27 protein-coding genes are annotated in these 21,457 nt (G+C 26.4%); 4 read left to right on the top strand and 23 right to left on the bottom strand.

Annotation, left to right across the window (positions count from 1 at the left end; genetic code table 11):
* Window positions 1-170 precede the first annotated feature (170 nt).
* Window positions 171-1,220 (bottom strand): HEPN domain-containing protein, encoded by a 1,050-nt coding sequence (locus BHX94_RS00510; protein WP_111744489.1) that lies wholly within the window; start codon window positions 1,218-1,220, stop codon window positions 171-173.
* A gap of 315 nt (window positions 1,221-1,535) precedes the next feature.
* On the opposite strand from BHX94_RS00510, the gene BHX94_RS00505 reads away from it, so the two are divergent.
* Window positions 1,536-2,111: a recombinase family protein gene (locus BHX94_RS00505; RefSeq protein WP_111744488.1), complete on the top strand. Its 576-nt coding sequence runs from the start codon at window positions 1,536-1,538 to the stop codon at window positions 2,109-2,111.
* Window positions 2,112-2,221: 110 nt separating this feature from the next.
* Here the strand turns inward: BHX94_RS00505 and BHX94_RS00500 are convergent, their stop codons facing one another.
* On the bottom strand, window positions 2,222-2,494 hold the full coding sequence (locus tag BHX94_RS00500) for a hypothetical protein (protein WP_111744487.1): 273 nt from the start codon (window positions 2,492-2,494) through the stop codon (window positions 2,222-2,224).
* Window positions 2,495-2,517: 23 nt separating this feature from the next.
* Here BHX94_RS00500 and BHX94_RS00495 point away from each other — a divergent pair, with 23 nt between their 5' ends.
* Window positions 2,518-3,174, top strand: coding sequence for a response regulator transcription factor (locus BHX94_RS00495; protein ID WP_111744486.1), 657 nt, complete (start codon window positions 2,518-2,520; stop codon window positions 3,172-3,174).
* 3 nt (window positions 3,175-3,177) lie between these two features.
* Window positions 3,178-4,206: a sensor histidine kinase gene (locus tag BHX94_RS00490; protein ID WP_111744485.1), complete on the top strand. Its 1,029-nt coding sequence runs from the start codon at window positions 3,178-3,180 to the stop codon at window positions 4,204-4,206.
* On the opposite strand, the gene BHX94_RS00485 is transcribed toward BHX94_RS00490, so the two are convergent.
* Window positions 4,183-4,770: a lanthionine synthetase LanC family protein gene (locus BHX94_RS00485; protein WP_170120711.1), complete on the bottom strand. Its 588-nt coding sequence runs from the start codon at window positions 4,768-4,770 to the stop codon at window positions 4,183-4,185. The genes BHX94_RS00490 and BHX94_RS00485 overlap by 24 nt on opposite strands.
* Before the next feature lie 219 nt (window positions 4,771-4,989).
* On the opposite strand from BHX94_RS00485, the gene BHX94_RS00480 reads away from it, so the two are divergent.
* The gene (locus BHX94_RS00480; protein WP_111744483.1) at window positions 4,990-5,235 is read left to right on the top strand and encodes a hypothetical protein; all 246 of its coding nucleotides are present in this window, start codon (window positions 4,990-4,992) and stop codon (window positions 5,233-5,235) included.
* Between the two features lie 219 nt (window positions 5,236-5,454).
* Here the strand turns inward: BHX94_RS00480 and BHX94_RS00475 are convergent, their stop codons facing one another.
* The 20 genes from BHX94_RS00475 to BHX94_RS00380 all read right to left on the bottom strand — a co-directional run bounded on the left by BHX94_RS00475 (window position 5,455) and on the right by BHX94_RS00380 (window position 21,445).
* Window positions 5,455-6,180: an ABC transporter permease gene (locus BHX94_RS00475; protein WP_111744482.1), complete on the bottom strand. Its 726-nt coding sequence runs from the start codon at window positions 6,178-6,180 to the stop codon at window positions 5,455-5,457.
* Window positions 6,177-7,013 (bottom strand): ABC transporter ATP-binding protein, encoded by an 837-nt coding sequence (locus tag BHX94_RS00470; RefSeq protein ID WP_111744481.1) that lies wholly within the window; start codon window positions 7,011-7,013, stop codon window positions 6,177-6,179. Before BHX94_RS00470 ends, BHX94_RS00475 begins: the two co-directional genes overlap by 4 nt.
* Window positions 7,013-7,192, bottom strand: coding sequence for a hypothetical protein (locus tag BHX94_RS00465; RefSeq protein WP_111744480.1), 180 nt, complete (start codon window positions 7,190-7,192; stop codon window positions 7,013-7,015). The genes BHX94_RS00470 and BHX94_RS00465 overlap by 1 nt, the downstream gene beginning before the upstream one ends.
* A gap of 402 nt (window positions 7,193-7,594) precedes the next feature.
* On the bottom strand, window positions 7,595-7,789 hold the full coding sequence (locus BHX94_RS00460) for a hypothetical protein (protein ID WP_111744479.1): 195 nt from the start codon (window positions 7,787-7,789) through the stop codon (window positions 7,595-7,597).
* Window positions 7,779-8,159 carry a helix-turn-helix domain-containing protein gene (locus BHX94_RS00455; RefSeq protein WP_111744478.1) on the bottom strand — a complete coding sequence of 127 codons (381 nt, stop codon included), beginning with the start codon at window positions 8,157-8,159 and terminating at the stop codon, window positions 7,779-7,781. The genes BHX94_RS00460 and BHX94_RS00455 overlap by 11 nt, the downstream gene beginning before the upstream one ends.
* Window positions 8,160-8,272: 113 nt before the next feature.
* Window positions 8,273-8,812, bottom strand: a complete 540-nt coding sequence (locus tag BHX94_RS00450) for a recombinase family protein (protein WP_170120710.1) — start codon at window positions 8,810-8,812, stop codon at window positions 8,273-8,275.
* A gap of 61 nt (window positions 8,813-8,873) precedes the next feature.
* On the bottom strand, window positions 8,874-9,344 hold the full coding sequence (locus BHX94_RS00445; protein ID WP_111744476.1) for a restriction endonuclease: 471 nt from the start codon (window positions 9,342-9,344) through the stop codon (window positions 8,874-8,876).
* A 1-nt stretch (window position 9,345) separates the two neighbouring features.
* Complete coding sequence (locus tag BHX94_RS00440) at window positions 9,346-10,707, bottom strand: DUF3991 and TOPRIM domain-containing protein (RefSeq protein WP_111744475.1); 1,362 nt, start codon at window positions 10,705-10,707, stop codon at window positions 9,346-9,348.
* Window positions 10,708-10,772: 65 nt separating this feature from the next.
* Window positions 10,773-11,561 carry a class A sortase gene (locus BHX94_RS00435; protein WP_111744474.1) on the bottom strand — a complete coding sequence of 263 codons (789 nt, stop codon included), beginning with the start codon at window positions 11,559-11,561 and terminating at the stop codon, window positions 10,773-10,775.
* 11 nt (window positions 11,562-11,572) lie between these two features.
* Window positions 11,573-12,007, bottom strand: coding sequence for a CPBP family intramembrane glutamic endopeptidase (locus tag BHX94_RS00430; protein WP_111744473.1), 435 nt, complete (start codon window positions 12,005-12,007; stop codon window positions 11,573-11,575).
* A 90-nt stretch (window positions 12,008-12,097) separates the two neighbouring features.
* Window positions 12,098-14,227 carry a type IA DNA topoisomerase gene (locus BHX94_RS00425; protein ID WP_111744472.1) on the bottom strand — a complete coding sequence of 710 codons (2,130 nt, stop codon included), beginning with the start codon at window positions 14,225-14,227 and terminating at the stop codon, window positions 12,098-12,100.
* 62 nt (window positions 14,228-14,289) lie between these two features.
* Complete coding sequence (locus BHX94_RS00420; RefSeq protein WP_111744471.1) at window positions 14,290-16,272, bottom strand: ImmA/IrrE family metallo-endopeptidase; 1,983 nt, start codon at window positions 16,270-16,272, stop codon at window positions 14,290-14,292.
* Window positions 16,273-16,290: 18 nt separating this feature from the next.
* Complete coding sequence (locus BHX94_RS00415; RefSeq protein WP_188018752.1) at window positions 16,291-16,593, bottom strand: hypothetical protein; 303 nt, start codon at window positions 16,591-16,593, stop codon at window positions 16,291-16,293.
* Window positions 16,594-16,782, bottom strand: a complete 189-nt coding sequence (locus BHX94_RS00410; protein ID WP_111744470.1) for a hypothetical protein — start codon at window positions 16,780-16,782, stop codon at window positions 16,594-16,596.
* A gap of 32 nt (window positions 16,783-16,814) precedes the next feature.
* Complete coding sequence (gene mobP2 / locus BHX94_RS00405; protein WP_242446630.1) at window positions 16,815-18,284, bottom strand: MobP2 family relaxase; 1,470 nt, start codon at window positions 18,282-18,284, stop codon at window positions 16,815-16,817.
* Window positions 18,285-18,304: 20 nt separating this feature from the next.
* Window positions 18,305-18,664 carry a hypothetical protein gene (locus tag BHX94_RS00400; RefSeq protein WP_111744469.1) on the bottom strand — a complete coding sequence of 120 codons (360 nt, stop codon included), beginning with the start codon at window positions 18,662-18,664 and terminating at the stop codon, window positions 18,305-18,307.
* A gap of 13 nt (window positions 18,665-18,677) precedes the next feature.
* The gene (locus tag BHX94_RS00395; protein WP_111744468.1) at window positions 18,678-18,944 is read right to left on the bottom strand and encodes a leucine-rich repeat domain-containing protein; all 267 of its coding nucleotides are present in this window, start codon (window positions 18,942-18,944) and stop codon (window positions 18,678-18,680) included.
* A gap of 400 nt (window positions 18,945-19,344) precedes the next feature.
* Complete coding sequence (locus tag BHX94_RS00390) at window positions 19,345-20,139, bottom strand: coiled-coil domain-containing protein (protein WP_111744467.1); 795 nt, start codon at window positions 20,137-20,139, stop codon at window positions 19,345-19,347.
* 11 nt (window positions 20,140-20,150) lie between these two features.
* Window positions 20,151-20,831: a hypothetical protein gene (locus BHX94_RS00385; RefSeq protein WP_111744466.1), complete on the bottom strand. Its 681-nt coding sequence runs from the start codon at window positions 20,829-20,831 to the stop codon at window positions 20,151-20,153.
* Between the two features lie 14 nt (window positions 20,832-20,845).
* Window positions 20,846-21,445 carry a hypothetical protein gene (locus BHX94_RS00380; RefSeq protein ID WP_111744465.1) on the bottom strand — a complete coding sequence of 200 codons (600 nt, stop codon included), beginning with the start codon at window positions 21,443-21,445 and terminating at the stop codon, window positions 20,846-20,848.
* Window positions 21,446-21,457: the final 12 nt, after the last annotated feature.

Here is a 21,457-nt window from a genome sequence, read left to right as displayed (position 1 = left end):
TAATTTTCTACAATCAGCGCAAGCTGTTTATGGTTTAAGTTATACATATTAATACTAAGACGTTTCTTAATTTACTATTTATTAAAGTAAATATTATAGGAATAGTCCTTGAGTAAGTATTATAACCATATACTTCTATAAATAGAGACTTACGTATTTTCTATCTTTTCCTATTTTATCATTGCTTTAAAATGTAATCTTGTTGCAGATTTTTTTTCAACATCTCCCATTTGATAGTTTAATTCTGGATTTCTTATAATATATTTGATAACTTTTCTAACATAGTCATCCAAACGTTGTGATAATTCAATCAGATTTCTTTGACTGTGATTTTTTAAATATTTTATTTGCCCACCATGCTCTTGATCAGAGCGTACGCTGTAAACATCTTTCATATCCATAGAAATTTTATCTTTTTCAGATGTATTGCTTGAAAGTAAATTTGACGTAATTTCTGATAAATTTTTAGAATGATTTTCTTTTATTGCAAATATACACTCTAAGCAGGCACTATACTGAGATATTTTTTTAGTTAAAAAACCTGTAGAACGAGCTGATTGTAAATATATTAAAGCTCTTGAAAAACTATATGTATTATCCTTTGTAAATTCTTGGCTAATAAACTCTTCGTTGCTATAAAATGTAGTTCCATTATTGTCGTAGTTATATATATCTATAGAATCTACTGATTTTTTCATAAATTCATGTATTGTATACATTAAATCTAAAGCATAGTGAATTTCTTCATTATTAAAACTCGCTGATGATATAAGACCATTAGAACAAACATTTTTTAGATCATATCCGATAGTTGCTTCGTAACCATTCCTTAGATCGCAATGATAACTTTGATTAAAATTCAAAGCATTATCTTTAATAATCCATAGTGCTATTGAAAATGCTGCTATTAATTCCTGTAAAATTCTATGTTTATTTGCGTAAAATATATCTAATTGTCTTTTATTATTACTTTGAATATTTGTATCATTTGATGAGTATAAAAAAATAAATGATGGTTTCTTTAAGATTAATTCTTTTTGATTAACACTTAATTGTTGACTTTTATTTAAACAAGTTTTTATAAGCTTTTTATATTTTTCTTCTAATTTATTAATACTTCCTACAAATCCTTCCGCATGTTCAACTTCTCTAGGGATTATAGAAATTGGAGAATTGTTTAATAATTTTAAGTTATCTAGTCTAAATATATATATATTCATTTATAACCTCCATTTTATTTTGAATTCTTTGCACATAATTTAACAATATACCTATTAAAGATGGTTATACGATAAAAATGTCAACGATTTCAAAAGGTAAAATTCTTATTAATAAAAAGTATAATGCAATTCTAGAATTATTTCTATTATGAAAGTGTCCACAAACTCCTCTATTTCTGAACACTCCTAAATTAGTCCTATTTTTCATATAATTTTATGTATCGAATGTTCATAAACTCATAACAAAATCAACGTTCATTAACCATACCAATTTTAAGATATGATACAATGATATTTATATGGAGGAATAAAAAAATGAAAATTGGATATGCAAGAGTTTCAACCGGTTTACAAAATCTGGATTTGCAACAAGATAGTCTACAGAATTATGGATGTGAAAAAATTTTTACAGATAAAGTAAGTGGTACAAAAAGTAATCGTCCTGGTTTAGAAAGCGCTATGGAATTTGCTCGATCAGGAGATGTTGTCGTTGTTTGGAGATTAGATCGCTTGGGAAGGAATATGGAAGATTTAATTTCAATTGTGAATTCCTTAAACAATAGAGGAATCAGCTTCCATAGTATTCAAGAAAATATTACGATGGATAAGTCGAGCTCCACGGGACAGCTTTTATTTCATCTTTTCGCAGCATTTGCTGAATTCGAACGTAATTTAATCTTGGAACGATCTACTGCAGGCAGAGTGGCGGCAAGAGCAAGAGGAAGATTGGGAGGTCGTCCCGAAAAATTGAATGATAGTGACTTACAGTTGCTGAAAACATTAGTTGATAATGGTACCCCTATCAAAACAATTGCTGAAAAATGGAATGTTTCTAGAACAACGGTTTATCGATACTTAGAAAAAATTGAGAGTCAGTCAAAAGATAAATAGAATATGATTAGGAAGATTGATTCTAATAAGATTAATCAATATTAAAATGGATTCAAGTTTTGTAATTTTAGAATTGGGGTTAGTTCGTTTTGAAGAGCTTGTTGATTTGTTTATAAATATTTTAAATTTTTTTTAATTTTTTGTACATCGCTTTCAGAGCCCTTAATTTGTAAAATATACAATTCCTGAACTTCATATACTACTTTACTGTTATATTTACTAATAATCTTCTTAATTTTACTAAATTCTTTGTTATTATCTACCATAATAGTATAATATTTCTCTTCTTTAAGACTTTCTGCCTGAGAATCAAAAGGAACAAATATGTTAAAATATAGAATAAGGGATATACAAATACAAAATCTATTAATCCTTATTATCAAAAAAACACCTCCGAGGTAAATATATGAAGAATAAATATTCAATTTTTGTAATAGAAGATGAAGTAAAAATATCTAAGTTTGTTAAATTTATTTTAGAGAAAGAAGGATATGAAGTAGATTTAGCTTTTGATTATCGTTTTGATTATGAAAAAATTAAATTTTATAACTTATTTATAATAGATATCAATTTACCATTCGTTAATGGATTTGAAATAGCTAAAAGGATAAAAACTATAGCTCCTGAAAAGCCCATTATTTTTTTGACTGCATTGAATCAAGTTTCTGATAAAATCAAAGGATTAACAATATCTGAGGATTATATTACTAAACCTTTTGAACCACTCGAATTACTGGCTCGTGTAGAAAACATGTTATCAATATTTTATCCAAGTAGTATAAGAATAAATGATTTAATCATTAATCTTGAAAAAGAGGTAATTACAAAAAATCGAGAATACATTCATCTTACAGACAATGAACATAAAGTTTTCTTTCATTTAGTAAATAATTTAAATATAAAGGTATCGAAAGAAAATTTAATGTTTCTCATATCTAATGAATATGGTGATTCTTCTGAAAACAAATTAAATGTATATATAAATTCTTTACGAAAAAAATTAGGAAAAGAATCTTGTCCAATTGAAACAATCTATGGATATGGTTATATCATTAGGAGATAATATATGAATTTAAATGCAAAATACTATCTATATATTTTGATTTCATTACTATATGTTCCAATCGCTTTTGTTGTAGCAAATTATTCTGTATTCTTTTCAGTTACTATATTAAATCAGTTAAATGGCACAAATTTTCGATTCATTTCAACAAATTACAGTTTTCATATCCTATTTATATTTTGTGTTTTAATATTAATCTTTATCAATTGGATTTCAAAAATAATAATTAATATTTCTAATGATATATTAGTTATTGCTGATGAAATACAACAAATAAATTCACAAAATACATTACCTCATATACTTAATAGTTCTACTAAGAAATCAGAAATAAATGTTCTTTATAATTCTGTAAATCATTTAATTATAAGACTTAAAAAAAATCAAATTGAGCGTATGAATTTAGAAGAAATACATTCTAAATATTTAGCACAAATCTCTCACGATATAAAAACTCCCCTTTCATTAATCAGAATATCACTATATTATTTAGAAAATAATATGAATTATGAAGAATCAATCAGCGATATTAAACATAATATTAAAGTCATAGAAAAACTGAGTGATCAAATAAAGGTGGAGAATGACTTTGGTAAAGATTCAAACTTAGATTTGATAATTAATGAAATTTATTTGAAAGATTTTTTTGAAACAGCATTATTAAAATGGAACAGTGTATTGAAAAAACAGTTTAAAATATATTTAGATATAGATAAAACTATTATTCTTCCTTTAAATACTATATGGTTTGAAAGGTTAATTGATAATATAATACAAAATATTGTATTTCACTCAAAAGCTAAAAACGTAAATATCCAGGTATTTATAGTTAATGATGCAACAAAAATAGTTATAACTGATGATGGTAAAGGTTTTGATTATAATCAAGTAATAGAATCTCAAGTGAATACAAAAGGAAAAGGTTTAAATATAATTAATGATATCTCTCATATATTAAACTTAGAGCTAGAATATATTACTTCTCCAAATAAAGGAACAAAAATTGTTCTAACACATTATACTTTTAATTAAATCTTTATCATCAGTATCTATGTAAATTATGTTAAATAACTGTCCCGTAATACCAAGGAAAAAACTAAAGTTTTTGTTAGGGTATCTATAACCAGAGGACCATTCATGTGATAGTTTGTAATTTATCAATCGATTTTCTTCATTAAAATCTCTATGCCATATTTTTTTAATTAGTTGGTTACCATGCTCTCCATGGCAGACAGATAATGAACTTAGGGTTTGTTCATTTTTATGCTTATCTATTTCACTCTGTATTTGGTATACATATAGATTTTCATTTATATATATATCACTATATGAATCCAATAGTATTTTTCTTACTAAGAATATCCCTCCTAATCCATTGCACCATATATTATTTATATCTTCTTTTTTATCAAGAAGTTTGTTTTCTTTATGTAGTAGCGCTATAAGATACTCTGATAATGTTATATTGTTGAGGTTAATGTCACCTAGTATTTTAAAAGCCTTAGATAGTGATAAAAGCATACCGGAAATACCATGAGCAAACCCTAATGTTAAAATATCTTTATGATTATAATCGGAGTTTTTAGGATTATACACTTTGAAAAATGAGAGAGGCCAAGTGATATTTACTTTAGATATTGAAAAATTAGCATTACATGTTGATACGTTGTATAAAATTGAAGTTGATAACACCAAAAATTGTATGAAAAAGCTAAAAACATATCACAGACATATAGATACATTAAAAAGTAGATACCCATTTTAAAAATTATGATAATGTTAAAACAATAATAATTAGTTTAGCGAGGAATAGAAATGAATAAAAATGAAATTAAAAAATGGGTTGAAGAAAATTGCATACGTTATAGTGATGCACATTATTATACAAAACAAACTAAAAATCAGTTTGTCACAACAGCTTCAAGAAAGTATGTGGAACCTTTTATTACTCTGTATGACAAAAACATAAGTAAATCTAAGACTACTTTATATTTAAAAGAAGATTTAATTAAATATGGGGAACAGCTTGAAACGAAACGAACAAATAAACAAAAGGATTGATCTTTTTTGTTAAAAGATCTAATAAAGAAAAAGAATATTTATTAGAGTGGTTCAGTATTATTAACTGTCTTAACGGATAAAAAAAGCAGTTATATTAAAAAACAAGGAAAAGCTAGAAAGAATGTAGCTTAATTTTACAATCCACGAAATAAAAGAAAAACATGAAGAGGATGAAATCATTCTTCATGTTTTTTCTTTTATTCCTAAATTTTGAGTATATTATATAGCTTTCTTTAGTGCTTTTAAAGATAATATACTCATAATAACTAATAATGCTAATGTTATAACTATACCGATAACCGTACTACTTATAACATTATGGTAATAAAAGTCATTGTCAATGAACTTTAAACCTACTCTATATCCAAATGCTGATGGTATTATATATGAAAAAGGAGCAGCTATAAATATCATAGACAATAATGAGATGGCGATTCCAAACGATATAGATATTACAATATTATGAGTTTTAATTATTACATAGGTAGTTAATGGAATAACCATTAGCCATCCAAATAGATTTAATATTAGAAAAGAAATAGTTATATATATTAGACTATCATACTCACCATTAACGATGTAAAGAACAACAATGATTAAAAAATTTATTAAATAAATTAAGAAAGCTATAAAAAAAGAGAGCAGATATTTTGAAAAGAATAAGGAATTTTTCTTATTGGTATAAGAGAGCCAATTTAAATATGTATTATTCTTATCTTCTAAATAGAAAATAGAAGAAGGAATGATACATGAAATGATAGGTAGTAACATTGAAAATTGATTATAAAACCTAAAGTATAAACCATCTTCTATAGATAGGTTTGAATCATTAACAAAAAAGTTTATTAGATTCATTATTAAGGGTATTAAGCTAAGTGAAAGAACTACAAAAATAAAGTTCTCACTGCGAACTTTTGCAATTTCTCCTTTAATATATCTAATCATTTAAAAATCACCTCTACAATATTCATTGACATCAGCTTAAGATACAAGGCCTCTAAATCAAAATCAATAATATTATTATTATTCACAAATTTCACTAAATTAATATAGTCACCTACTATATACTGAGTATTATCCTTGCATTTAATTAGTGTGTAAATATTGTTTTGAATCATATCCATCTGCTCTTCAATTTCTTTTGTATAGTTAATTATTCCATACTTATCATGATTATTTTTCACATGTGCAATCAATTGTCCATCATGGATAAATAGTATTGTATCGACATAATGATTTATCTCATTTAATATGTGACTGGAAACAATTATAGTGCGAGTAGATAATTTTATATTATTTATGATATTTCGAATATCAATAATACCTGAGGGGTCCAATCCATTTGAAGGTTCATCAAGTAAAATGAGTTCTGAGTTACCCATTAGAGATCTAGCAATACCGAGACGTTGTTTCATTCCTAGTGATAAATTTTTAAATTTTTTGTTTTTAGCATCTTCTAAATTAACTAACTTTAAGTATGAAGAGATATCTTCACCTTCAATCATTTGATAATTGGCGTGTAGTTCAAGATTTTTATAGCAACTTAAATTACTATAAAATGCAGGATATTCTATCAAATGTCCAATATTCTTGATATTAGATGTCTTTATTTCTCCTTTATAATCAATGACATTAATCATTGTTTTAAAAAGAGTGGATTTACCAGATCCATTTGGACCTAGTAATCCATAAATTTTGCCTTTCTCAAAACTATAATTTATATTTTTTAAAATATCTTTATTATTTCTATTAACCGTCAAGTTATTTAATAAGATCATTATTTACCTCCATTTATTAAAAATAGATAGCCAGCTATAGTTATTACAAAAATAAATAAGAAAATATAAGTAGATTTGAAATTTCCTTTTGTTATTCCTCCTTTAAAAATTTCTACAGTAAACAAAGATAAACTAAGTATGAAACTAATGATAGCAATTGCTATTAATATAACTTCCATGTATCTCACCTCCTCTTACAAAATATTTTACAATTTAATTCTTAATGAATTCTTATAATTCCACTGTTTTAAGTGTTTCAGACAAAAAGGGAGATATAAATATATTACTTAGTAAACATTGAATTAATAAGCTTTATTTTTAAATAAATATGTTTTTAAGGGGATTTTGAGGATCTTTTGTAGTAAGTAAAGGAGTCATTTTGGGAAAGGTTTAATTTTTTCTTTAAAATAAATTTTTTAATGAAATGTAATAAGAGTATTCTTTTATAATCTTTTAATAATCTTTTAAATACTTTTATTGTCAATAACTATATTTTGTTTTCCACTTAAGGATATTAATAAGCATAAGCACAAAAAAACACTTGAATTGAAAATTATGTATCAATTCAAGTGGTACCAAATTTATATATTCTTTTTTCTATTGTTTTTAATATCTAACAATTCTGCGATTTTATATACTATCATTCCAGCAGCGATAAAAGCTATGTCGACGCCTATGTTTACCGCAGTATTGCCAAAATCTCCTGGTAACACCTTAAAAGCCATTACAGCAACAAAAATTATAAATAGAATAATAGCTACTATTCTATACGTCATATGAACATCTCCTTAATTTATTTGTATTCTTATTAACCCAGAACTTTATTTTCTTCTCATACTCTATCTTAAATTCTGAAGTCATATCATCAACAAAATTTTTTAATGTTGTATAATCAGCATATTCAATACAGTCATACACCTTCTTTTTAAATTCTTCTAGATTATAATCTGCTATACCAGAATATAAATAATTTAAATCGATATCTAATCTTTTAGCAAAAAGATCTAGCATATGAGAGGTAGGTGTATGTAGTCCTTTTTCAATTCTACTTATATTACTCTGAGTGCATATATCTCTTGCAAGGTCAGCTTGCGATAAACCCTTACTTTTACGCAAGGCCTTTAATCTTTCTCCCAGTACTTCCATAACAAATTACCTCGTCTATATATTTAGATTTTAAAGAAATTTCTGATTGTTGAAATAATACCATAAAATAACATAGAAATTATTACTTAAATATATAGACTATATTGCATCATTCAATCATTTTTTTTGTATTCTTTTAAATACTTTGATATAGAAACTCTTGATATACCTAATTCTTCTTGCATTTCACTATAAGTTGCATTGTTATGATACATTTCTACCAGTCTTTCTTTAACATCATTTGATACTTTTGGTCGTCCTTGTTTCTTTTTACGAGTGTTTTTCGTCAACTTATTTCTTCTTACTATTACTTCTCTTTCTGCATCCTTTAACATTTCAATGACATTAAAAAAATTCTTGTTATTAGCTGTATCAAGTTGTATATCTATTACAATTAACCTGATATTCTCCTTATTAAATGTCATTAGCAGATTGATTAATTTAGTTATAGATAGATTTAATATTGATAGTTTGTAAAAAATAACTGTGTCCCCAGGCTCTAATAGATGTAATAAATTATCAAAAGATGTACTACCTGAATTACTGTCTGAACTTTCAACTATTATTTTATCTGGATTATAAGTTTTTAATAACTCTAACTGCTTATAATATTGTGTTTCTATGTTGAAAGCATTTAGATAAGCATACTTCATTGTCATTCCTCTATTCTATAATCATTACTATTATCATACTATATTATAATAGAAGGAACGACTATTTATTTCTTAGATTTATGATCGCATCACGATCACATAATATTACATTTGTAGCGATAGCTAGTTCCTTAGCTTGTTTAGTAAAGTATGAGTTTGTAAATACATAGGCTTCATCTGCTTTGTAAAATGCTTGTGCTGAATATATCTCCATCACAGATTTAACACCAACTTTTCCCTTATATCTTTTTGCTTGTATAACAATATTTTTGTTACCATTCTGCATTATTAAGTCTGCACCATAGTCATAAGAAGATTGTGTAACAATAGAACGATAACCTTTTGAATAAAACAATGCTTCTAAATAATTTTCAAATTCTTGTCCACTCATTCGATCTACTTCATACATTTTAGCATCTGCAAGTATCCTTTTATTTCTTCTTCGTATTTCAAGTCTTATTTTTGAAATGATTAAATATAGAACGAATACAGCAAAGCATATGAATATTATCATTTCTTTATACACACTCATTCTATCGCTCCATTTCATTATTTTTTTGCTGAATTTTTTCTGTGTTTTTTTCTGTATCTCTTTCTACAAATCTAGGTTTTATAAGTGGTCTTTCTAAAGATATGTTGTTTTCCTTTACATATTTCAAAACTTCATTCCAGTCTTTAGTAGTGCTGATATAATCAACCTCAAAAGTTTCATTTTCAAAAAGCTTTCTTAAACGATTTCTATTACCTTTGTCATCATCTATTTTATAGCTCTTATCAAGGTTTTTATCATATATATGCCATCCTGTTACTTCTTCTTGAATTTCAAGTCTATCATTTTTGATCTTTAAATTATTTTCCTTTGTATCATTGTTATCAATAGTTTTGAATAATTCATTAATACTATTTTTCTCATATACTTTTTCTTTTTCAAATCGTGGTGGTTGAGAAATATAAAAATCAATCTCTTTTTCTCCTAATTGTAGTGGTACACACAGTTTATTTGTTGCTTCTCTGCCTGTTCTGTCATTATCCAAGCATAAAACAATATTTTTAGGTGGCTCTTTTGTATCATCTACTATATCTTTAATAGCTTGATACATCGTTTTTGGTTTATCTGCACCATTTAAAGATATAAATCTACTGTTTTTAGGTTTATACATTGAAGCATATGATAATGCATCAATATTTGATTCAAAAACAAAAATACTTTCTGGTTTACCAAAAGTAACTGAAAAGCCCCTGTTTTCAGGAACTCCTGATGCTATTTTTTTGAAATGTGAACCTTCAACAATACCTCTTTCATCATGTCCTATAATTTTACCGTGTCTATTCCACATAAACGCTAAATTATTTACTTCAATTTCCTTACCATTATCATTACTTATCTTTTTAGACGTTTGTCTAATCATACCTTTATCTATTAGAGCTTCTACTAAATCTGGATTTATTTTTCTTTCGTTGACTAAATAATCCTCAATTTTACTGGTGTCTTTCGTGATATATGTAGGATCATATTCATAAGGTTTTTCATTACGAACGATTTTTTCTATCGGTTTGACAGATTCAATCATTTCATCTATTGTTTCAGTAACATCTTTCACTGCTTCTCTGAAATTCATACCATAATATAGTTTCGCAAAACCTATAGGACCGTATGCACCTTCACCACGACTATACCAATTCATTTTATTGTAGTCCTCACTTGTCGGATCAGCGTTTATCTTAAATGAATCATGATCTACAAGCTGATACTGTCCTTTTCCTATACTTTGCACTAATATACCTTTTTTATCTAAATAATCTAGTATATTCATCTCATTTGCTTTTTTTATAAGTTCTGGGGGCAATGCTCTATTTTTAACTGAATAATTCTTTTTATCTGTTGACTTTTCCATAATTTAATCTCTCCTCAAAAAAAGATGCTTAGTTAGTCAACTAAGCACCTTAAAATTATTTATATTTAATTTAATATTGCATTTTTTACATCTTCTGAGGCATCTGTAACTTTATATTTTTTCAACAACTTTCCTCGTACTACTACCCTCTCTGTACCTTTGGGATTAGAACAAGTTACTAATGTTATAAGATTTTCGCCTGGTACATCATCTACAACATTGCCATTATTTTCTGATACTACTGATACTTTAGTAGTAACATATTCATATACATATCGTTTATCTGAAAGATAAATTTCATCATATTCTTTCATACGTGATACTGGTGTAAACAGTGAATTGTAATCAATCATATGATGTCCAGCTATCGCAAAGTTTCCTTCACCCATTTTTTGATTAGGTTTCATAGTACCAGATGCTACATCAAGATTTTGATTAGTCAGTCCTTCTAATACTGCTATATTTAATTCAACATTAGGAACATATAGCTTTCCTATGACATAATCCTGATTTATTTTTACGTCAATAGGTACTCTATCTACACTTCTTATCGTATCTGCATCATAAGATAGATTTTTATCATAAGATGTGGCTTCTCCATAATTAGCATCACCTAAATTTTTTAAAGTTTCTTGTATACGTTTTTGATTTTCTTCTATTTTATTTGCATCAAGTTGATTTACGCTTGCATTAGCTTTGTCGATTGCATGTGGCATAATATAATGTTCTATCGTATAAGGTGCTAAACAGATTGTTAATCCTAATAACATAATGCAAATAAACATTATTTTCACTAATCTTTGTTTTGCTTTTTTGTAACTATACATTTCTCTTTGTTTTTCTAAAATTGTCATTATTAATTCTCCTATCTATTTAAAAATAAGATTAGTAACACACATGCATTAAAACTAGAATGTGTAAGCACCACTAACCAGAGTGTATTTGTACGTTTATAAAGAAAGCAATATAATAATCCATTAAGTATTAAAGGAATAGTCATTATATTACTTTGACCATGTATTAAACCAAATAATATAGAACTGAATAAAGCACTATAAATGCTAAAAGGTTTAATCCATATTTTTTTAAATAATAAGAATCGGAAAATTAATTCTTCAATTATAGGTGATATCACAAGTGTGATAATCAGTATGAATGGATTAGAGATCATTTCTTCTAACCTATTTTTGCTACTGCTAGTACCTTGAATACCTAATGAATTACAAATCATCGCAAATACTACTTGTATTAAAAGTAAACCAAGTACACCTCCGATATAATAAGTTATTTTCTTTTTCATTCTCTTTACTCCTTTTAACTTCTAATTTATTACTATTATATATTAAAAAAATACATTTAGCTATGTATTACATAGCTAAATGTATTTTTATCACTTGAATTTTGGTACAAGTTTATATTCATCGTTTATTATTATTTCAGCATCAAAAGATTTTTTTGACCCTTTTAATCCTTTTATATTGCCAGTTGTTCCATTACTCAAAAGTTTTTCAACTTGCTTCTCAGTAAGTTTCTTACCAAACACTACACTATTCAACGTAAAACCACAGCTACGATCCTCACATGCATAAAAGTCATACTTAGGTGTTTTAATATGTTTTACATGATTTGATTTACACTTAGGACATTTTCCAATGTATTCAGTTTTATTTATGTTGGTAATAGATTCACCTTTAACATTGTTACTGATTAAACCTGGTAATTCTTTATAAAATAATGTTATAAATTCTTCTATACCTGAGATAAAATTATTCTGAGTTTCCTGTCCCTTTGAAATCATGGTCAAACGTTCTTCCCATTCTCCTGTCATTTCTGCACTTGAGATTAATGATCCCTCTAATGCTTCACATAATATTTTCCCTTTGTCTGTGACTTTTAATTTTTTATTCTCAACTTTAATATATCCTTTATCGATAATATTTTTTACAATAGCACCTCGTGTTGCTGGTGTACCAATGCCTGATGATAAATATTCTTTCATTTCTTCGTTTTCTAATGTCTTTCCACATGTCTCCATTAGTCCACCTTCACCACCTAATGATGCTTCTGTGAGATATGTAGGTGGTTTTGTTTTACCTTCTTTGCCAGTAATTTTTAATACTAAAGATTCACCTTTAGTAAAAATAGGTAGTGTTTGCTGTACTTCCTTATCTTCTTCATTACTTAAATTTTTCCACCCCAATACTTTTGGTGTATTACCAGACACTTTGAATTTCGTATTATTAACTAATACTTCTACTTTAGTCTGTTCATAATGATAATCATCAGCAAAAATTGCCATTGTTTGTTTAACTACTGCATCATAGATATTCTTTTCATCTTTTGTAAAACTATTATATTGTTCAGCTGTAGGAATTGTTTTAGTTGGAATTATCGCATAATGTTCTAGTACTTTATCATTGTCTACATACGTCTTTCTTGGTTCCGTATACTTAACTTCAAAATCCATATTTAGTAATGATTTATAGTTATCTATATTATTTTTCAGGTATTCAAATTCAGCAGTAGTTATCAGGCTACTATCTGTTCGTGGATATGATAAATATCCTTTATCATATAATGATTGAACATAACTTAACGTCTGATCTAAGCTATATCCCCACCTGTTATTTCCTACCTTCTGAATACCACCTAGTTTAAATAGCTTAGGTGCTTTAGTAGATTTGGCTGTAACAGTTACATTTTCAACAGATCCATTCGCACTATTTAGTCCATTATCATTAATATATTTTTGTAATTCTGAATCAGTATCTAATCTTATATCACTTTTCAAAGTATATTTGATATTATCCTTTTCACCCTCAGCAATTAAATCAAAATATATTTTTTCTTTAAAATTCTCTATTTCTTTTTCACGGTTATATACCATAAATAATGTCGGCGTTTGTACTCTACCAACTGAAAATGCACCATCCGTTCTAATACCTTTATTTTGTATCAATATAGTTGCCATTCTAGTAAAATTCATCCCAACTAAATAATCACTTTTTCCTCTTGTTTCAGCTTCTACATAATATTTATATGTTTCTATTCCATCTTTTAATTTTCGGAAAAAGTTTTTTAATTCATTAGGTTCTTGTGTATTCGCCCATAAACGCTTTATTGGTACGTTTTTAATACCTAATAAATTTAATACATAATATGCAATTGCTTCTCCTTCTCTGTCTGGGTCTGTTGCAATAATTATTTGATCATTTACTGATAGAGATTTTAATAGATTTTTCATGGCATTAAACTGATCTTTCACAGAATATTTTGATTGATATTTAAACTGTTTCGGTAAAAACGGTAAATCTTCTAGTTTCCACTTAGAATACTTTTCATCGTATTTATTCATAGGTGCTAATTCAACTAAATGTCCCACACACCATGTAATAAATACTTCACCTGGAAAAATATCCGATTTTCCTTCTAAGTACCCAGATTTACGATTGAAATTTCCTAATGCAACACCATACTTTTTTGCCTGATCAGGTTTTTCAGCTATAATTACTGTTTTCACTATATATACTCTCCTTAAAAATGAAGCTACTATCTTTAAAGATAGTAGCTCACTATGATATTTTAATCTGCTAAACTTCTTTCCATACCAGCTTCTTTTGTTTTTTCTTTACTATTTTCTTTAGCTTTATTCAGAACACAATTAAGGTCATCTGATAATCCTTTTTTATCCGATTCTTTAGTTATTGTTTTTGTAATTGATGAATCAATGGCTTTTTCGTATTTACCTTTAAATAATGGTTCATCAGGTTTAATAAATACTTCGTAATCAAAAGTATCTGATATTTTCCCTTTGATTATATTTTCAGCTAAAACCTTTAATGGCATAACTCTTTCTTCATCAATTAATCTTACTACAACATCTTTAAAATGATTATCTTTGTCTATACCTAATTTTTTGGATAGTGAATCTAGTCTCTCTCTAGTTTTCTCATTAACTACGCCTTCTCTATGGATATCTCCTAATTGGTCTTGTTCATGTAATTGTGTCACTATAAATTCTTTACTCATATCAGATTCTATTCTTGAATTATAAACTTCTTCAAAGTCTTTAAATTCTAGCATTTCTTTTATAGGTGTTGGTTGTCTATCATCTGCATAAACATTATGTAGATGATGAGGTTCTTTAGTTGCCTGAAATACATTCATTTTTTCTTTTACAAAGTCCTTTTCAATTGGTGATGCTTTTTTTAAGTCCATTTCTGTAATTTTTCCATAAGCATCATGAATAAGTATCTCATCATTATCTATTTCTATATGATAAGTAGTAAAATGAGGATATCTTCCACTCACAGCCTCTAATTTTTCACCATAATCATGGTTTAAATCCTGCATAACATTATTTAAGTACTCGTCATTAATGATTTCTTTCGTATTAGGTTTTATTGATATATGTGTCTGCATATCATGTTCACTATCTAGGGAATCTACTAATTTTCCATCAAAAGCTTTTACTTGGACTTGTGTATCATTACCAAATAAATTTGATAAGTCTGTTTTTTCATTTTCAACGAAATTACGAATATCCATCTCTTTGACACCTTTTATACCAATAATTATTTCATCTGTATTTTCAAATACTAAATCTTTTTTATTCTCTAGTTCCATTGATTTGTATAACTCATTATCAATACCTTTAATAATTTTTTCAGATGCTTGTGAAATATTTTTTAATGACTTTTCAACATCTTTAACATTATTCATATTATCAGTCCAATTTGCGATATAAGGAATCGTGAAATCAGAAGTGTCGATTCCATAATGTTTATTTACAACAAAAGATGTAAGTTCAGCTTCTAATTCTTTTATATTAGTAGGAGTTTCTCGATCATGCTTGTGCATGACAGCATGTGCTGTTTCATGCATCAATGTTTTTACATTTTCGCTAGATGTGTTCAATTTATTTAAACCAATTACATTTTCACCAGGTGCATAATAACCCTTCGCCACCCCCATACCATTTTTGCTAAAATTCTCCTCTTTAACTGTTATTCCTAAAGAATCAAGATATTTTATATTAGCGTTTTTTAGTTTTTCAGCAAATTTAGGATCATTCATTTCCAATTCCATCCTTGCATTTGGATAGATGCTTGGATAGTCTTTTGGTTTAGCATCTGTTTGTGTTACGTCATATACAGGTGATAATTTATAGTACATTTTCTTTACAGTATCTAATTCATTATCTTTAACCTTTTGTTTTTCTTCTTTTGTGGCATATTTATATTGCTTCATTTTATTATCAGGTAATTTAATATATGTCACTGGATTTGGTGCAAGTATATTAATGGGCTTCTGATCATCTAACACATTAAATCCTAATTCTTTAAATTTATCTTTAGAACCTACGAACAAAGCACCAGGATATTGGTCTTGCATCATCGCTATATTTCTTGGTGAATAGTCATACATCTTTGCCATAAATTTAAAAAACTCTAATGCTTCATCTGGGCTTTTCTGGTGAAATGAAATTTTTTCAATTGCATCATCAGCCCATTGTTTTTTTTCTTCCTCTTTAGCTTTCATCCAATTCTTTTTGTTGTAAGCCATAATAAATCACTCCTTTTATTAAATTTCTGATAAATAAAAATGATTGAGATCTTCAATAGTGAAATCCCAATCATCAATATTACTTGCACAGTATTCTATATAGTATTCAATTATTTCAAATTCTTTTGTCATTTTATAATGAATTGCTAATGCTTTATCTCCTTTTACAATATCAATACAGTTGCTGTGTGTAATGTTTTGTAAAATAGAAATGAAGAGTATGAATCTATCTTTTTCATACTCTCCATCAAATGATATATTAATTTTTTCTTCTGGATTATCTTCATAATTAGTGTATATGGTGTAGTTCCTTTTCAACATCTATTCCTCCACTACTTCTTTTTTTTCAATATCAATATTTAAATAAACTTGTTCATCTTCTTGATTAATTGAATCAATAAAATCTTTTTCAACTTTAACTTCCAAGTTTTCTTTTAATAATGGACTATAAACTACTACTTTGTTTAAGATATTATCAGTATCAATAACAGGACATAAATCTGTATTCATTATTATCACCTCCTTTTAATAATTTTATATTGTTATCTTTCTTGCTCGTATGCTTGTCTCTGTAAATCTCTCTCTATATTTTGTTGTAATTGGTTATGCTGATATTCTAATTCTCTGTTATGCTTTTCTGATCTAAATGTTTTCTTTATTGCATTATTCATTTTGAACAAATTAACTTTAGGAGAAGTAAAATTTAGTTTATTATTCCCGTATGAATTATTGTAATTGTTATTATAATTTTCTCTGCTAATCATTTTAAATTTATTGTTATTTAAAGATTGTTGAGGTTTATTCCCTTTTTTATACTCAATACTTTGTGTTTCTTTCTTCATTTCTTTTAACAGTTCATTACCCATTTTTGATTTTAATTCAGAAATCTTATTTTCTTTATAATTCTTATATCTATTTTCTTTTCCTTCACCATAGATCTCTTTATAAAATTCTTCTTCTTTATCCAACAATCCTACAAACTCATTATATGAATCTTTATGATACTTATTAATATAATTCTCATTATACCTATCAATAAGATGTCTATGATTATCTAATTTTGTATTATTGTATTGCCAATCTTTTTTATTTTGAGGTAATGAATCACGAATATTTTTTAACAACTTCTTTTGTTCTAAACTTTGTTCATCTATTTTAATAGAATGGTGCAGTTCAAAACGTAGGTCAGAGATTTGTTCTAAATCTTTAGAACGATCTATAAGTTTATTAGCAAAAGTACTTTTCATTTTATCTAATGTTTTTTGTTTTAATTTTGCTTTAGGCTGTAATTCAAACTCACCTGTTTTCTCATAAGTTTTGCTATCAATTCTTTTCTTCTTCTCAATTTCGACCATAGGTCTTGTATTTTTCATTTCAACTATTGAAGTATGAACATGAATATTATCGGTGTCGTAATGTATTTCTCCACACCATACTGCAGAAGCATCTAAATTTTCTTCTTTAAGCATTACTCTAACTGATTCTCTTACAGCTTGTTTGATTCTAATCTCATTAAGATAACCTGTTTCTTTATCTAATAAATTATGTTTTTCTAAAAACTCATTATCAAAAGAATATACATTTCCCCATAAAACAGATCCATTTTCCTGCCCATTATTAAATAAATCTTTCATATTTATTTTTTCTTCATATGAAAAGTGATTTGATGTATCACCAAATAATCCAGATGCTTTTACATTTTTATTCATATAATTGATGTAATTACCGTAATTAATTTCTTTTTCATTATTTGTTTCTTTTATATAATCTAATAAATCATTTTCACCTCCTGCGTTTTTATATTGACTATACTCTTTTAGTAATTTCTTTTCAGATCTCGATAATAAAATATCATTGTCATAAAAAGAAGAATTCATTCTTTCAATATCATCAAAGTTAATGACATTATTTCCTTTCTTTTTTTCGTATCTTTCATAGTAATCAATAATCCCACTGAATGATTTTTTGCTACCAACTACATAATTTGATACCATTACTATCCCTGGTCTCAATTTAAATCACCTCTAATTTATTACAGAAAAAATGAATCTTTCTTTTTCTTTATTGTTTGTTGTTTATTTTCTTCTACAAATTCTTTTGCTTTGTTGTAACTAATATTTTGACCTTCTTTAAAAGACATTACTGGAATATGATCATTTCTATCTGCACTCCAAGAAACAATTTCTAATATCATTTCAGAAGTTTTATCAATTGCTATTAATTTATCATTGAATGATTGATAATTATTTCTTAAACATTCTTCTTCTTTTTCAAATAAATAAGTTAATACTTGATTCATGTTTGTTAATCCTTTTTCTGTTTTTAATTCATCTAACTTTAATATATTCGCCTCAGACAAATAATATGTTTTTCTTTTTCCGTTGTTATTCATAAAATATTCTCCTTTAATCAATTAAGTTTTTTATAACATTAGTCATCAATTCAATTGTTTTAGATTGTTTATTTAAAACGCTTATCATATTATTATTTACATTAATCAACTGTTTTATATCATCATCTAACTGTTGGGTAAATGACTTTAATTCATTTGTAGCTATTGCTCTATCTAAAATTATATTTACTAATTCATTCATTGAAACTTCATTATCCTCTGAATAGCTCTTTAATTTGTTATAAGTTCCCTCATCAATATTTCTTATTAAGAAATTCAAAATTAGTTCTCCTTTTATTATGTACGTATATATTACATACATATAAAAATAAAAAAACTTTAATATGCATACAAATACCATACATAAACAATTATTTAGATTTTTGATATACATACATATACAGTGTGCATCATATGTATGTACAGTGTATGGTATATGTGCATATAGCCTAATATTTTGTACATAATATGTACGTAATAAAACAAAAATGTGATATCACAGCATACGTACATATACCATACATAGAAAGTAATCGGCACTGCCGATTTAATCACACTTCGGCTCTGCCGAAGTTTGCCCGTCAGGGCAATGTGATATCACTTTCCCTTATGCTCATGTTTTAAAATTAATACAAAAGAGCTATATTTAAGACTGAGAGAAAGTTTTCTTCTTCTCTGCTTCAAGCTCTATTATTTTTTTTGTTTTGTTCTTCAATCTTTTTGTTATTTTCACTAATAAACTTTTTAAATTCTTCCTGCTTCATATTAGCTTCATTACGTTCATCTTCATTAAATTCACTCATTTTAGTATCAATCAATTTAATCTGTGATTTTGCATTTTCAATTTCAGCTTGGTATTTTTCTATAGTTTTATTTACAGATTTAATATCTTTATCAATAAACGTTCTTTGATATTTTGCACCTTCCTCATAATAAATCTCTTTATCGTAAAACTTTATATTATTGTCTTGATCTGCTTCATTATTACTAAAATAAAATGATGTGCTTAAACTATTAGATTTATCTTTATCTATTGTTACTACATCTGTTTTCAATTCTAAATCAGTTTTTAAAATACCATCATCCTTTTTATAGTTATTAATCGCCATTACTAAAAAGTTTTTATTAGGCATTAATAGTTTAGAATTATACTTTTTATTTAAATCATCTTTTAAGTGAACTGTAGTTGAAAAATTTTTTTCTGTAAGTGGTAGGAAAAATAATGAAGATTCTTTCTCCTTTATAAAAAACTTTGCAATAAATGTTTCTGTTTCTGGATTATATTTTTGATCCATCAAATATACTTTATAATCTCCTATTGTATAAGTTTCATTTTCTTTCATTAGCATATTATTTTGAGGATCACTTTTAAAAAAACTAAGAGCATACAATAAAATGTATGCTCCTACTAATAATGCAATTGAAATTGAGTAAAAAAATCTAGCATTAAATTTACTTTCTCTTGTTTTTATCATCACTCTATCTCCTATTTGAATATTTCATTTGTTTTTTCTTCTGTTAAAGGACTTATAGAATATATATTGTCTACCTTATAAGTGTCTTTATATTTTATATAATCTGCTTTCATAATATAATTTGTTGTTGTTCCTTTATTATCTATTGTTGTCGTGACCTGGAAAGTAGTTATTCCTTCTAATAAATCATTGTTCTCATTCTGAATATATAAATTAATATTATCAGTTTTAATACTAGCATCTGACTTAATATCACCATTTGTTTTAATTTCATAGTTTGATTTTTCTTCTGATGACAATCCACTCATATCTAATACATATTCTTCTTTTATTTCTTTTTCTTCATTTATTTCTTTGTCATTGTCTGCAATAAACTGAAATTTTATTAGATAATCTTTTGCACTGTTATTACTATTATTATTTAGAAAAATATTTTTCTCTTTTAAATTTTTATTACTGTACAGATTTGAAACAAATGACTTATTAAATTCGTTTAGCTTATTACTATTAAATGTCTCTGTATTATTTTTTGGAATACTATCTTTTGATACATAGTTATTTTTTATTTCATTTTTTAATTCAGTATTTTCTTTTTCAATTAAACTTACTTTTTTGTTTGTGATTAAATAGCCCCCAAAAAGTAATAATGTTAAAAGAATAATTACTAAACCTGATATTTTTTGATTTGTCATATAGTCCTCCTATTTTAAACTGCCATAGATGATACTAAATATTTGTTATTAATTTGTTTTAAATAAACAACATATGTCATTACTTCTTCTTCAATGCTACCATCAGGATATTTAATTGTTCCTACATAATTAACTCTCATTGCTTTATAACCTTTTGGCATACTTTTAGTTTTTTCTAAATGTTCTTCGGCATTTATCTCTTTAATATTTAATAATTCTATATCATCTCTACCTTCAAATATTATCTTCATCTTTTCAAAATATTGAGGGGTCGTTATATTTTTTAATCTATTCATCGCTACTTCATTACTCTTTCCTGATCGTAATACTAACATAGCCTCAATAAATCTTTCGGATATTTCTTTTTCATCCATATTATTTACTGGGACATCTTTAATTTCTTCTTTTTTAGTATTTAATTTCGGTTCTTCCGTACTACTGTCTGTAATTGCTTCTGATTCATTTGTTTTAATCATTTCTTCTGTATTAGCCTCTTGTACTTCTGTATTTTTAATATCATTTGTATTATCCTTTTTCTTATTTGTACAATTAGTGATTACAACTGCAATTATTAATACAATAATTACAGCAAAAAATATATTTCCTTTTTTCATTTTTTCTCACAC

Origin of the sequence: Macrococcoides bohemicum, assembly GCF_003259675.1 — a bacterium.
Classification (GTDB): Bacteria; Bacillota; Bacilli; order Staphylococcales; family Staphylococcaceae; genus Macrococcoides; species Macrococcoides bohemicum.
This window is presented reverse-complemented; position numbering and strand designations above follow the sequence as displayed.

Excerpts from the sequence above, each read along its gene's own strand:
- BHX94_RS00510 (WP_111744489.1), bottom strand. The coding sequence starts at position 1,220 with ATGAATATATATATATTTAGACTAGATAACTTAAAATTATTAAACAAT.
- BHX94_RS00505 (WP_111744488.1), top strand. The coding sequence starts at position 1,536 with ATGAAAATTGGATATGCAAGAGTTTCAACCGGTTTACAAAATCTGGAT.
- BHX94_RS00495 (WP_111744486.1), top strand. The coding sequence starts at position 2,518 with ATGAAGAATAAATATTCAATTTTTGTAATAGAAGATGAAGTAAAAATA.
- BHX94_RS00490 (WP_111744485.1), top strand. The coding sequence starts at position 3,178 with ATGAATTTAAATGCAAAATACTATCTATATATTTTGATTTCATTACTA.
- BHX94_RS00480 (WP_111744483.1), top strand. The coding sequence starts at position 4,990 with ATGAATAAAAATGAAATTAAAAAATGGGTTGAAGAAAATTGCATACGT.
- BHX94_RS00475 (WP_111744482.1), bottom strand. The coding sequence starts at position 6,180 with ATGATTAGATATATTAAAGGAGAAATTGCAAAAGTTCGCAGTGAGAAC.
- BHX94_RS00470 (WP_111744481.1), bottom strand. The coding sequence starts at position 7,013 with ATGATCTTATTAAATAACTTGACGGTTAATAGAAATAATAAAGATATT.
- BHX94_RS00465 (WP_111744480.1), bottom strand. The coding sequence starts at position 7,192 with ATGGAAGTTATATTAATAGCAATTGCTATCATTAGTTTCATACTTAGT.
- BHX94_RS00460 (WP_111744479.1), bottom strand. The coding sequence starts at position 7,789 with ATGACGTATAGAATAGTAGCTATTATTCTATTTATAATTTTTGTTGCT.
- BHX94_RS00455 (WP_111744478.1), bottom strand. The coding sequence starts at position 8,159 with ATGGAAGTACTGGGAGAAAGATTAAAGGCCTTGCGTAAAAGTAAGGGT.
- BHX94_RS00450 (WP_170120710.1), bottom strand. The coding sequence starts at position 8,812 with ATGAAGTATGCTTATCTAAATGCTTTCAACATAGAAACACAATATTAT.
- BHX94_RS00445 (WP_111744476.1), bottom strand. The coding sequence starts at position 9,344 with ATGAGTGTGTATAAAGAAATGATAATATTCATATGCTTTGCTGTATTC.
- BHX94_RS00440 (WP_111744475.1), bottom strand. The coding sequence starts at position 10,707 with ATGGAAAAGTCAACAGATAAAAAGAATTATTCAGTTAAAAATAGAGCA.
- BHX94_RS00435 (WP_111744474.1), bottom strand. The coding sequence starts at position 11,561 with ATGACAATTTTAGAAAAACAAAGAGAAATGTATAGTTACAAAAAAGCA.
- BHX94_RS00430 (WP_111744473.1), bottom strand. The coding sequence starts at position 12,007 with ATGAAAAAGAAAATAACTTATTATATCGGAGGTGTACTTGGTTTACTT.
- BHX94_RS00420 (WP_111744471.1), bottom strand. The coding sequence starts at position 16,272 with ATGGCTTACAACAAAAAGAATTGGATGAAAGCTAAAGAGGAAGAAAAA.
- BHX94_RS00415 (WP_188018752.1), bottom strand. The coding sequence starts at position 16,593 with ATGTTGAAAAGGAACTACACCATATACACTAATTATGAAGATAATCCA.
- BHX94_RS00410 (WP_111744470.1), bottom strand. The coding sequence starts at position 16,782 with ATGAATACAGATTTATGTCCTGTTATTGATACTGATAATATCTTAAAC.
- BHX94_RS00400 (WP_111744469.1), bottom strand. The coding sequence starts at position 18,664 with ATGAATAACAACGGAAAAAGAAAAACATATTATTTGTCTGAGGCGAAT.
- BHX94_RS00390 (WP_111744467.1), bottom strand. The coding sequence starts at position 20,139 with ATGATAAAAACAAGAGAAAGTAAATTTAATGCTAGATTTTTTTACTCA.
- BHX94_RS00385 (WP_111744466.1), bottom strand. The coding sequence starts at position 20,831 with ATGACAAATCAAAAAATATCAGGTTTAGTAATTATTCTTTTAACATTA.
- BHX94_RS00380 (WP_111744465.1), bottom strand. The coding sequence starts at position 21,445 with ATGAAAAAAGGAAATATATTTTTTGCTGTAATTATTGTATTAATAATT.